This window comes from Dyadobacter subterraneus (assembly GCF_015221875.1).
GTDB lineage: Bacteria > Bacteroidota > Bacteroidia > Cytophagales > Spirosomataceae > Dyadobacter > Dyadobacter subterraneus.
This window is the reverse complement of record NZ_JACYGY010000001.1, coordinates 1,123,446-1,135,806: the sequence shown is the minus strand read 5'-3', so window position 1 is coordinate 1,135,806 and position 12,361 is coordinate 1,123,446. Positions and strand designations below refer to the sequence as shown.

At 40.1% G+C, this 12,361-nt stretch carries 13 protein-coding genes; 10 read left to right on the top strand and 3 right to left on the bottom strand.

Annotation, left to right across the window (positions count from 1 at the left end):
- The first annotated feature begins 65 nt into the window (after nt 1-65).
- From IEE83_RS04760 to IEE83_RS04730, 7 genes are all read left to right on the top strand, one after another.
- On the top strand, nt 66-770 hold the full coding sequence (locus IEE83_RS04760) for an SAM-dependent methyltransferase (RefSeq protein ID WP_194119475.1): 705 nt from the start codon (nt 66-68) through the stop codon (nt 768-770).
- Nucleotides 771-913: 143 nt separating this feature from the next.
- Nucleotides 914-1,633, top strand: a complete 720-nt coding sequence (locus tag IEE83_RS04755) for a hypothetical protein (RefSeq protein WP_194119474.1) — start codon at nt 914-916, stop codon at nt 1,631-1,633.
- Between the two features lie 59 nt (nt 1,634-1,692).
- Nucleotides 1,693-2,388, top strand: a complete 696-nt coding sequence (locus IEE83_RS04750) for a hypothetical protein (protein ID WP_194119473.1) — start codon at nt 1,693-1,695, stop codon at nt 2,386-2,388.
- Between the two features lie 31 nt (nt 2,389-2,419).
- Complete coding sequence (locus IEE83_RS04745) at nt 2,420-3,118, top strand: hypothetical protein (RefSeq protein ID WP_194119472.1); 699 nt, start codon at nt 2,420-2,422, stop codon at nt 3,116-3,118.
- Between the two features lie 72 nt (nt 3,119-3,190).
- A complete protein-coding gene (locus tag IEE83_RS04740) occupies nt 3,191-3,829 on the top strand; it encodes an MBL fold metallo-hydrolase (RefSeq protein WP_194119471.1) in 639 nt (212 codons plus the stop codon).
- A 95-nt stretch (nt 3,830-3,924) separates the two neighbouring features.
- A complete protein-coding gene (pssA, locus tag IEE83_RS04735; protein WP_194119470.1) occupies nt 3,925-4,626 on the top strand; it encodes a CDP-diacylglycerol--serine O-phosphatidyltransferase in 702 nt (233 codons plus the stop codon).
- A 129-nt stretch (nt 4,627-4,755) separates the two neighbouring features.
- A complete protein-coding gene (locus IEE83_RS04730) occupies nt 4,756-5,757 on the top strand; it encodes a 3-oxoacyl-ACP synthase III family protein (protein WP_194119469.1) in 1,002 nt (333 codons plus the stop codon).
- A gap of 106 nt (nt 5,758-5,863) precedes the next feature.
- On the opposite strand, the gene IEE83_RS04725 is transcribed toward IEE83_RS04730, so the two are convergent.
- The gene (locus tag IEE83_RS04725; protein WP_194119468.1) at nt 5,864-6,223 is read right to left on the bottom strand and encodes a CoA-binding protein; all 360 of its coding nucleotides are present in this window, start codon (nt 6,221-6,223) and stop codon (nt 5,864-5,866) included.
- 124 nt (nt 6,224-6,347) lie between these two features.
- On the opposite strand from IEE83_RS04725, the gene IEE83_RS04720 reads away from it, so the two are divergent.
- Nucleotides 6,348-6,926: an NUMOD4 domain-containing protein gene (locus IEE83_RS04720; RefSeq protein ID WP_194119467.1), complete on the top strand. Its 579-nt coding sequence runs from the start codon at nt 6,348-6,350 to the stop codon at nt 6,924-6,926.
- A gap of 24 nt (nt 6,927-6,950) precedes the next feature.
- Here IEE83_RS04720 and IEE83_RS04715 read toward each other — a convergent pair whose 3' ends face one another.
- Entirely contained in the window at nt 6,951-7,247 is a 297-nt protein-coding gene (locus IEE83_RS04715) for a HesB/IscA family protein (protein ID WP_137340653.1), read from the bottom strand.
- 252 nt (nt 7,248-7,499) lie between these two features.
- Between IEE83_RS04715 and IEE83_RS04710 the strand changes: the two genes are divergently transcribed.
- Nucleotides 7,500-8,018 carry a DUF7935 family protein gene (locus IEE83_RS04710; RefSeq protein WP_194119466.1) on the top strand — a complete coding sequence of 173 codons (519 nt, stop codon included), beginning with the start codon at nt 7,500-7,502 and terminating at the stop codon, nt 8,016-8,018.
- Between the two features lie 69 nt (nt 8,019-8,087).
- The gene (locus tag IEE83_RS04705) at nt 8,088-10,496 is read left to right on the top strand and encodes an endonuclease MutS2 (RefSeq protein ID WP_194119465.1); all 2,409 of its coding nucleotides are present in this window, start codon (nt 8,088-8,090) and stop codon (nt 10,494-10,496) included.
- Nucleotides 10,497-10,710: 214 nt separating this feature from the next.
- Here IEE83_RS04705 and IEE83_RS04700 read toward each other — a convergent pair whose 3' ends face one another.
- The gene (locus IEE83_RS04700) at nt 10,711-12,285 is read right to left on the bottom strand and encodes an IS1182 family transposase (protein ID WP_194119464.1); all 1,575 of its coding nucleotides are present in this window, start codon (nt 12,283-12,285) and stop codon (nt 10,711-10,713) included.
- Between the last annotated feature and the right edge of the window lie 76 nt (nt 12,286-12,361).

The window sequence follows — 12,361 nt, the reverse complement described above, 5'->3', positions numbered from 1 at the left end:
AAATATCTTTTCATAATAGATTCAGTTTCACCGTGAAAGGTTGGAAGTGAATAAAAATTAAATACATGAACCAATCCCCAATAAATCTGTACCTGATACCAACTGTGTTGGCAGAAGGAACAAATGATCAGGTACTTAGCCCTCAGATTAAAGACGTAATTGTTAACGTTGATGTCTTCTTTGTTGAAAATGTAAGAACAGCAAGACGTTTTATCAGCAGCCTGAAACTTGGCAAAGTCATAGATAATATCACTTTTTTTGAATTAAATAAAGACACACCTCGTTCGGTAACGATGGCTCAGGTTAAGGGGTTGACGCAAAATGCAGGCATACTTTCAGAAGCCGGCTGTCCGGGCGTAGCAGATCCGGGTGCGGTCGCTGTTGACTTTGCGCATCAGATCGGGATTAAAGTGATACCGCTTGTTGGGCCGTCTTCCATTTTACTGGCTTTGATGGCGTCAGGTTTTAGCGGCCAGTCGTTTACTTTTCACGGTTATCTTCCGATTGATAAAATGGAAAGAAGAAAAGCGATTCAGCAACTGGAAAGGGATGTAAAACAAAAAGATCAGACGCAGATTTTCATGGAAACACCGTTCCGTAACAGTTCATTTCTGGAAGCGATTCTGGAAGCAGCCCAGCCTGAAACTTTGCTTTGTGTTGCCGCTAATATTACCTCTCCCCAGGAATTTATAGAAACACATCCTGTAAAATACTGGAAGAAAAATTTCCCGGATGTACAAAAGCAACCTACTATATTTTTGATCGGATAATTTTCATACGGAAACTGTTAAGCGTCAGCAACAAAACCGATTTCACATGCGAATCTGATTTTGACATTCCAACCAACCGCAGCAATTCAGACTCTTGGATAATAGTTGTAGATCAATTTTTATTTAACAAAATGAATGTAGCGATGAAAAAATGGATGTTTTTGGGTGGTTTTGCTTTGATGATGGGCTTGACTGGATGTGATGATTCTGATAATGGAAGCGATTTTGTGCTGGAACAGGTGGTAACTTCTGATTTTGAATTAAATGCTGATGACTGGACTGGCGATCTGTCTGAATATAGCACAGCAACAGATACTTCCTCCATAGAATTCCGATCCGGCCGCACAACTTTACCAAGTCCACTTAATACTAAAACATATGGTTTCATGCTGCAAAGCCATAACCGCAGCGATGATATGTTTATGTTTTTGAAAAAGAAAATTGGTGGCCTGAAATCAAATTTCAAATACAACGTGACTTTTGAAATTGACCTGGCAACAAATTATTCTTCGGGTGGATTAGGTGCAGGCGGATCTCCGGGAAGTTCTGTGTATGTCAAAGCTGGTGCTTCGTCAGTTGAGCCTGCAAAAAAACTTGTAAGCGGTTTTTACACTTTCAATCTTGACAAAGGAAACCAGTCAGAAGACGGAAAAGATTTGGTTAATCTTGGTAATGTTGCCAATGGTTTGGAAACCGACTCTTATGCGATTGTTAAACGTGATAATCTTACAAAACCGGTGACCGTTACTTCCGACGCAAGCGGAGCAATCTGGGTTTGTATAGGAACAGATTCGGGTTTTGAAGGATTGACAAAACTTTATTACGATAAAATTAAGGTATCAATTACCGAAAAGGCAAATTGATTCGTTAGTCATCTGCATATTTTCGACTAGTTTTGTCTACCCAAAGCGATTTAAAATTGATGAAGAAATATTTGACGTGGGCAAAACTAGTCCTTTTATTAAGTTTGTACGGATGCAGCGGTGAGAAACGGAATGATGTTAATCCGGTAAGAACCATGATTTCCGAATTTGAAGATGACACGGAAGACTGGATCGGAGATTACGCATTATATAACCGGAGCGATACTACCAAAATTGCTTTCCTGATGGAGCGGGATTCTTTACCTGCGACCATAGATTCTCTGAAATTCAGTTTGAAAATGCAAGCCACAAATTTGAATGACAGTATGTTTCTTTTCCTGAAAAAGAAAATCATTGGCCTCAATCCTGAAAAAACCTACAATGTTTCGTTTGATATAAATATCGGAACAAACTATCCAGACCTGGCTAATGCCACAGGCAGAAAAATAAGTTTAAAAGCTGGCGCTTCTGCAACCGAGCCTGTTAAAATTCTGAATGGGGGATATTATAATTTATCAATAAAAAAAGGACTCTGGAATGTTGACGGATCCGAAATGGCGATACTTGGTGATGTAACAAATGGTGTTGGAAAAGTGGTTTATCAGCTTGTCAACCGGAATAGTTCTTCTAAAAATATTTCTGTTAAACCTGACGCAAACGGAGCCATCTGGATTTGTGTTGGAGAAGATGTCAGTGAAAGCGTAAAAACGATTTTATATTATGACAATATAAAAGTTACGTTGACCGAGCAGTAATTATTAAATTAGCCTGATAGCACCAAAGCGCATGAAGAAGTTAATATTTTTTGGAAGTTTGATTATGACAGTATTTCTCGTTGCCTGTAAAGGCGGAAATGATACTTTACCTATCAAATTTTTCGAAAGTACTTTTCAACAAAACGCAGAAGACTGGACTGGTGATGTTGCATTATTTAAAAACGGTCAGCAGGATACGATTGCTTTCAATATCAAACAAGGAAAAATTCCGGGAGCAACTGATAGTACTTCAAGAGGTTTAGGAGTTTCTGGAAAAAATATAGGTGACAGTCTTTTTCTCTTTATCAAAAAGAAAATTACTGGCTTGGATCCGGCATTAACATATAAGGTTGCATACGAAATTAATATTGGAACAAATTACCCGGACACGGTTGGATCCGCAGGAAGACGTATTTTTATTAAAGCTGGCGCTTCTCCAAATGAACCTGTCAAAGAGCTGGCCGGCAATTATTACAAGACCAACCTGGGACTTGGCGCCCTTTCCAAAAGTGGATCAGAAATGATGTACCTAGGCACTGCGGGTAACGGCCTGGATTCTGTTGCTTACCGCAGTATAGTCAGGACAAATGCGAATCTTGCCGTTGAGGTCAAACCAAATGCAGACGGAGAAATCTGGCTTTGTGTAGGTGCTGAAACCAGTTACAAAGGATTAATTCAACTTTATTACGACCGCATTTATACGGCCGTAGGCGAAAAGCCGATTGAATAAATTCAGTTTGCGATCAGTTTTTGTAACTTCGCAAATATCCGGGACTGGCTCCTAAACCTTACGATTGAAAAAATGATACAAATAAAATCTTTTGTTTTCAACCCATTTTCTGAAAATACCTACGTGCTGCATGACGAAACCGGCGAGGCCGTTATTGTAGATCCGGGTTGTTACGACAAAGCTGAATTCCAGGAATTGTATGATTATATAGCAACTAATTCGCTGAAACCAGTTCGCATCATCAATACCCACGCGCATATTGACCACGTTTTGGGTGTAGCAGCAATTAAGGCAAAATATCAGATCCCTTTTTCCCTTCATCGCATCGACGAACCTTTGCTGAAAGCGGTGAAAACATACGCGTCAAATTATGGTTTCAATCAATTTGACGAACCGGAAATCGATTCTTACATTGATGAAGGCGATATCATAACTTTTGGAAATTCGTCTTTAAGAATTCTTTTTGTTCCTGGTCACGCGCCGGGTCATGTTGCTTTTGTGAACGATGAACAGCAATTTGTGATTGGCGGAGACGTACTGTTTCGTCAAAGTATTGGCCGTACTGATCTTCCGGGCGGCAGTTTTGAAATTTTAATTGACAGCATCCGAACTAAACTTTTTACGCTTGCGGATGGTTACACTGTCTATGCGGGACATATGCAGCCGACAACGATCGGTTTTGAAAAGAAGAACAACCCCTTTTTGAATTAGAATGATATTATAAATTCAAACGAATACAGATTACTTCTGATTTTATAATTTCCTTTGTCATCCCGCACCTCTAACTTTTGTATTGAAACTTAAAAATGTTTAACAGACATATTCCAAACGTACTAACCTGCCTTAATCTGCTTTGCGGATGTGTGGGCGTGGTAGAGGCGTTTCATAATAATATTGTCATTTCCTGTTGGCTAATCGGCATCGCGCTTATCTTTGATTTTTTTGACGGCTTTGCAGCAAGATTATTAAAAGTGAGTTCTCCAATCGGAAGAGATCTGGATTCCCTGGCTGATATGGTAACTTTTGGATTGTTGCCTTCCATCATTATTTATCAGTTATTGATGCAAAGTATTCCGGATCTTATGGGAATCTGGAAAGCTTATCCGGCTTTTCTAATCGCAATATTTTCCGCAATTCGTCTGGCTAAATTTAATAATGATCCGAGACAAAGTGATTCTTTTATTGGTGTACCTACACCAGCTGCTGCTTTGCTGATTGCATCTTTGCCGCTAATTATTTTTAGTGATGAATCCTGGAAACCATTGATTGTTAATACTACAAATCTTCTGGCATTGACAGTTGTGATGTGTTACCTGCTCGTTTCTGAGATAAAATTGCTTGCATTGAAATTCAGATCTTTTGGCTGGAAGGGAAATGAAGCGCGTTATTCACTGATGATTTTGACTGTTGTTTTACTTTTGCTTTTTAAAGTGCTAGCAGTTCCGATTATTTTTGTTGCTTATCTGGCACTTTCTGTAACCGCTAATTTGGTGGAAAAGAAGGGATAAATTGGTAACAATTACTTTTTGTTGCAAATTTGCAAATTGGAAAGAATCATGGTCTCAGCGGTCATTCATAGCAATGAAAGTAATTAACCGATTCTTCCAGGTCGCATAAAATACCAAATCAAATTCTGCATGACATTTTCGCGTATCACCGGCCTTGGCTATTACGTTCCTGACAATATTATCACCAACAATGATCTTACCCAATGGATGGAAACATCCGACGAATGGATTCAGGAAAGGACCGGAATTAAGGAACGCCGTTATTTCGAATACGGGAAAGATACCAATTACAGCATGGCCGCCGAAGCTTCCAGGCAAGCGTTGGAATGTGCCGGGATTACACCAGATGCTGTGGATGTAATTGTATATGCCACAATCACACCTGATTACTTTTTTCCCGGTTCTGCGTTTTTAATGCAGCGCGAATTGGGGATGGATGGGAAACCGGTTATTGATATCCGTCAGCAATGTTCAGGATTTGTTTATGCACTTTCAATTGCAGACCAGTTTATAAAATCCGGAATGTATAAAACGGCGCTTGTGGTTGGTTCCGAAATTCAGTCCTCCTGGATTGATAAAAGTACGGCTGGCAGAAATACCGCGGTAATTTTTGGGGACGGCGCAGGTGCAGCAGTTTTGCAGGCAACCGAAGACCCGGACCATCGGATTTTGTCAACACATTTACATGCAGACGGTAGGTTCGCCGAAGACCTTTATGTAAAAGAACCAGGCAGCAGCAGACCAGGCAGAACTGCTACGGCTCAAATGATCGAAGAAGGCGGTTTTAATGTTTATATGAACGGGAATACCGTTTTCAAACACGCTATTGTACGTTTTGGTGAAGTTATCAATGAAGCCTTAGAAGCCAACGGATATGCTTCCAGCGATGTAAACGTGCTTGTGCCGCATCAGGCCAACATCAGAATCAGTGATTATGTACGCCAGCAAATGGGTCTATCCGAAGAGCAGGTGATCAATAATATTCAGCGTTTTGGAAATACAACAGCCGCTTCAATTCCGATTGCGATGGCAGAAGCTTGGGAACAAGGCAGGATTAAGGAGGGTGATCTCGTATGTCTGGCTGCGTTTGGAAGTGGGTTTACGTGGGCTTCTGCGTTGATCAGATGGTAAAAAAAATGAGATGTAATTATTAAAAATAAAAAAATAGAAAACTAAATTTGCAAAGGAAAAAAGGCAGGAAACCTGTCTTTTTTATAACTACTCCCCTCATTAATTACTAATACTGACCCGTTGACAGCATCACTAAAGTGCATGCTTCCACTGGTATGATATTTTTAGCGGCTAAGATGTTTTCAAATTCGCGGTTTTCTGTACCAGGGTTAAAAATTACACGTTTTGGTTTTAATGAAATTATATAATCGTAGTAGGAAGGTTGAATACTTGGGTTGATATACAAGGTCACCGTATCGATATCTTCCCAGTTAATGGGTTCGACATGGATTTCCTGATCGGCAATAACTCCCTTTCTCCTGCCAAGAAGAAAAACAGGATGGCCCTTACTTTTAAGTTTTTGGCTGGCCAGAAATGAGTATCTGGAAGGATTAGCGGAAGCACCAACAATAAGCGTACGTTTCATTTCTTTCATTTGAAAAAATTGTTAAACACTTTAATTCAAAACATTCATTCCTGGCATTAAGTTTTCTTAGTCCGCATATTACTTACTGATAAAAAATTATAATTTAATAATCGAAGGTTAAACAATGAATGAGCAAACACCAACTGTGAGCCGGAGTTTTTGGAATGAGAAATGGGCTGTTATTAAGTTCGAAGAAGTTGAAAATGCGCCGCATTATGAGGTTTCCAACTATGGAAGACTGAAAAGTTTTCAAAATAACCCAAAGGACGGAGCCATTATCAAAGGATCTGTGATTCAGGGATATCGTTCTTTAAATATTCGTGTTACAGGCGGGAAAACGATAAATCGCTATGTACATAAACTGGTAGCAGAAAACTTTGTAGAGAAAGCAAGCGATGATCATGGATTCGTGATCCATACAGATTACGAAAAACAGAACAATTATTACGAAAATCTGAGATGGGTTACGAAAACGGAAATGATTGATCACAACCGTGAAAATCCGGCCTTTATCAACCGTGTAATTCCCCGTCGTACCAAGAATTACAAGCTAACGGAGAGCAAAGTGAGAATTATCAAGAAGTTGCTTAAAAACGATAATAACCGATTGAAAATGATTGCAAAGCAATTTGGAATTACGCATACGCAGCTAAACAGGATACGTTCCGGGGAAAACTGGAAACATGTTACAATCGAAGATTAGGACAAAATTGAAAAAGTGGGGATTTTATTTCTTATCCAGAGATGAAACCGTATAACCGCTCCCGTTCATTCCTTCTTCATAGTCTACCAAAACACCAAGAACGTACATTAAATGCCGCTTGTCTATGATCACTTTAACACCGTCAATTTTGTAAATCTGATCAAATTCCGAAGCGGTATCAAAACCCAGTAAGAATGTTCCGCTGCATCCCCCACCACGCAACCCTACTCTCAAACCGTAGGTGTCAGGAATTTTGTTAGCTTCCAGCGTGGTGACAATTTCAAGCTTGGCCTTGTCTGTAATTTGAATTGGGTTTTCCATGAATAACTCAATAATAATTACCTTTCAAAAATGTAGTTGCTCAAAAACAATTTCAGATCTCAAAAGGATCTAATAACTTCGGCAAACCTTTGTATCATCCCGGTAAACGACCGGCACATACTGAGGTTTGCTACAAGTTAACAGCAATTATGTTTTTTGAATTCGCATTTAATTCACTTTCTTCCTTCTAATTTTCAGTTATCTTGTAATTTCGCACCTTGATGCGTTACAAAAATACTATTAAATAAAGCTATGGAGTACTACTCATTCATTACCGTTCTGATACTTGGCGCCATCTTGACTTATGGTATGTATCTGACTATTACCACAGTTGCAGAAAAAGTTTTCGACAAACAAAAAAATGATATACGCAGTAAAAATATTAAAATCACATTACCGCTACGTTTGCAGGCTTATGAACGGATGTGTTTGTTTTTAGAACGAATTACACCAAATAATCTGTTATTAAGACTGGTAGCTTCCGCCGGCAATGCACTGGAATTGCAGCAAATCCTGTTGTATGAAATCCGTGAGGAATACAACCATAATCTAGCTCAGCAAATTTATATCAGTATTGATGCCTGGGGACAGGTTTCCAACGCGATGAACGAAATCGTTTCGTTGATCAATCAGGCGGCTGTTGAAGTAGATGCAGAAGCACCGGCTTCTGAGCTTGCTAAAAAGATTTTTGCACAGGTGATCCAGCAGGAAATTCAACCGACAACACATGCCTTAAAGTTTGTGAAGGAGGAAATCCAGAAATTGTTTTAAAAAATGACCGTCCGCTTAAATCAAAGTTGAAAACTTGATACGGACAATTTCAAAATCAGAAATATTAGAATGTTATACCCCAATACAATAGAACAAAAATTAGGTTTTGACAAACTGCGCGAATTGTTGAAAGAAGCGTGTATAAGTCCATTAGGGCGCGGTTTTGTTGAAAAAATCCGTTTTTCAGATAATTTTGGCATGGTTGAAAAACTGGTAAGCCAAACTGCTGAAATGAAACGGGTAATGGAAATCGGGGAAGATTTCCCTTCTCAAAATTACATTGACGCAACACCTTACCTGAAACGTGCCAGCATTGAAGGCATGTTACTAACGCTGGAAGAATTTTCAGATTTAAAAGCATCACTTCAGACGATCCGTCTTTGTCTGCGCTTTTTTGCCAATCAGGAACCTGAATCATTTCCACTTTTAAGTGAATATGCCAAAACCGTTCGTGTTGATAAGGCGATAACAGATTCGATTGATAAAATCATTGACGATCGAGGACAAATTCGCGATACTGCTTCACCGGAATTGGCCAGAATCAGAAAGAAATTAATCTCGGAGCAAGCTGGAATTCGTAAAAAACTAGATACCATGCTGCGCACCGCCAAAAGCAGCGGCTGGATAAGCGAAGATGTTTCGCTGACCGTCAGAAATGGCAGGGTGGTAATTCCCCTTGCAGCTGAGCATAAAAGAAAGTTGAAAGGATTTATTCATGATGAATCTTCCACCGGACAAACTGTTTTTATAGAACCAACGGATGTTTTTGAGTCTAATAATGAAATCCGTGAACTTGAATATGAAGAGCGCCGGGAAATAAATCGGATACTAATGCATCTGACGGATCAGCTTAGGCCGTTTGTGCCGGATCTTCAAAAGGCATATTCTTTTTTAGGTTTGATGGATTTTCTGCGGGCGAAAGCAAAAATTGCGATTCAGATGAATGCGACGAATCCGACTTTTGTCAACAAACAATTTGTGGATTGGAAAGATGCAAGACATCCGTTATTGCATTTATCATTTCAAAAACAAGGAAAAAAAGTAGTTCCGCTGAATATTCAGTTGCAGGATAAACAGAGAATCCTGATTGTTTCCGGACCAAATGCAGGTGGAAAATCTGTCTCTTTGAAAACGGTTGGATTGATACAATACATGCATCAATGCGGACTTCTGGTGCCCATGGCGGATGGATCTTCCATGGGGTTTTTCCAGAATATTTTTATTGATATTGGTGATGAACAATCGCTGGAAAATGATTTGAGTACGTACAGCTCACATCTTACCAACATGCGTCATTTCCTTACATTAGCCAATAAAAGAACACTTTTCCTGATCGATGAATTTGGAACCGGAACAGAACCAGGACTAGGGGGCGCGATAGCAGAAGCGATTCTGGAAGACCTGACAAAATCAGGAGCTTATGGCGTGATCAATACGCATTATACTAATCTGAAAGTTTTAGCAGACAAAACAGAAGGTCTGGTAAATGGTGCCATGCGTTTCGATGGTGAACATCTGGAACCAATTTATCAACTGGAAATTGGAAGACCCGGCAGTTCATTTGCTTTTGAAATTGCTTCAAAAATCGGTTTACCAAATACGGTTATAAACCGCGCCAAAGAAAAGCTCGGAACGCAGCAGGTCAATTTTGAAAAGTTACTGAAAGAACTGGATATTGAACGTAAAGTTTTTGCAGAGAAAAATATTGAGCTGGGTATCAAAGAAAGAAAAGCCGCTCAGCAGCTTTCCGAATATACCAAGCTGAAATCCAATTTGGAAAACAATGAGAAAAAACTGGTAAATGATGCAAAGCAAAAAGCGAAAAACTTATTGTCGGACGCGAACCAGTTAATTGAAAATACGATTCGTGAAATAAAGGAAAACAAAGCCGAAAAGGAAAAGACAAAAACCGTCCGGACCACTCTTGAAAACTTTGGCAAAAAGAATTTGAAACTGGAAGAAGTTGAAGAACTTCCATCAGAAGACAATGTTTTTGAACCGGAAGATGGTGCGATTACCGTCGGCAGTTATGTACGTGTAATCGGACAAAATGCCACTGGTGAAGTACTTTCGCTAAAAGGCAAAGATGCGGAAATCCGGATTGGCGATCTAAAATCAAATATCAAGTTGAACCGGTTGGAAAAAGTCTCAAACAGAACCTACAAAGAGGCTACCGGAGAAAAGAAATTAAGAACAGTTTCCAAAGGTGTGGATTTGAATGAACGGATGATGAATTTCAGTTTCAATCTGGACATTCGCGGAAAACGAGGAGAAGAAGCACTGGGTGTTCTGGATTCATTCATGGACAACGCCATAATGCTCGGCTACGACGAGCTGCGTGTTGTACATGGTAAAGGAGACGGAATTTTGAGAACACTTGTCAGAAATCATTTACGTGGCTATTCTCATGTTGCAGGAATGCAGGACGAACATGCAGATCGCGGCGGTGCGGGCGTAACAATCGTGAAATTGAAATAATTTTTTTTTCGCACGTAGGGGTCACGCCTTGTGATGACCCGGAACTGACAACCAAACCCTAATCGGGCAACAATATAAAGGGGCTGACCAAAAAGAGTTCTTTGATTTATAAATAAAAGATCTTCATTTTGATTTTTAGCTTCGTTATTTAATTGATTTATAAAAAATGGCCGGAAAGTACTCTTAAGAGCAGCTATCTGGCCATTTTTTCTACTTAGGCTGCTGATTTTTGTCTTTTAAGATGCAGTTTTCTCAGGTTGTGGGCCATAGCAACCAAGGTAAACTCAGTAGTTACCTTTTTAAGACCTCTAAGATGGAAGCGGCGAAAACCCATGTTGGCTTTTATGTCGCCAAAGCAGCTTTCTATTTCAATACTTCTTCGTCTGCGGAGCTCAAAACCTTTCTGTGAGTTAAGGTTGTCCCGTGCCTGTTGCTTGTATTGGTCAAGCTGCTCATTAACTTTGAGTGTACGGTTATGCCCTTGGGTAGATTTACAACAGCGTTCGTAGAATGGGCAACCCGTGCAGTCTGTACATTCGTATTCCTTTATATGTGACTGATAACCTGTTTTTTTATGTGTATGCTTATAGCTGCTTCGAAAAGTAAGCTGCTGCTTATTGGGGCAGGTATAGCTATCTGCAGCGGGATCGTAATAGAAATTCTCTTTTAAAAAAGGGTTATTCTTATAGGATTTCTTTTGCTCATTATGGAACTGGGGGAATTTCAAATAATTGTTTATCCCCTTGTTTTCCAGTAGCTCATAATTCTCTTCGGTACCAAAGATGCTGTCAGCAATGATGTTTTCAGGGGTCACAGACTGCTGAACTGACAGCTGATCCAAGTGGTCTTTGAAGCAGGTGCCGTCATTGGTGTTCTGGTGCAGGCTTACGCCGGTAATAAACTGATCTTCACATCCCGCCAGCACATTATATGCGGGCAGTACCTCAACCTTATTTTTCATCATCATCGCACTGGCGTCCTGATCTGTTACATTATAGCCACTGCGGCTGCCCGCGATAAGAATCTGCTGCTCGTATTTCTCAATCCGATCTGCTGTTTCTACCAGTTGTTTGCCCAGGCTTTGGGCTTTGCGTTTTGTTTTTTTGACGCTGGTATTCTTAATCTTTTCATTGAGCTGGTCAATCTGATTGGCCAGGACCTGCCGGCTAACAGGCTGTGATCCATATTCTTCAAGATCTTTATTTCCGTAGGTAAAATCTTCGGATGCATTCAGCGCATCAATCTCTTTGAGCAGCTGCTGGCATTTCTGTTCTGCTGATGCCTTATACCGGAGGGCATTCTTCTTCCAGACCATCTTGTGCTTATTGGCATCGGCCATAAATGGGCTGCCATCACAGAAATAGTGCTCCATTTTGATATACTTGTGTTCCATCAAAAACACCAGCATGGAGCTGAACAGCACTTCAATCACTTCTTTGGCTTTGCTGCTCCGGAAAGTATTGATGGTCCGAAAATCGGGCCGGCTCATACTGCTCAGCCAGAAGAAATGGATGTCCTGACCCAGGGCACGGGCTATCTTTCTGCCAGTATATATCTTGATGCAATACGCATAAAGTAAGACTTTCAGCAGCATCCGCGGATGGTATGCGCTGGTTCCCCCACCTTCATAAAGGTTCATCAGCTCTGTGATATCCATCCGTTCAACTACTTCATTAACAACCCGTACCAAATGCGTAGGAGGTATCAGTTCTTCAAGAGAAGGTGGTAAAAATAATAGCTGCTGCGGGCAGTATTCTTTAAAGACGATAGATTTTTTTATCTTGCTCATGTATTTCTAATGTGGTAATTAAAAATACAAAAAAGCCCTCTATCTACAAAGTAGATAAAGGGCTTTGGCTTTTTGG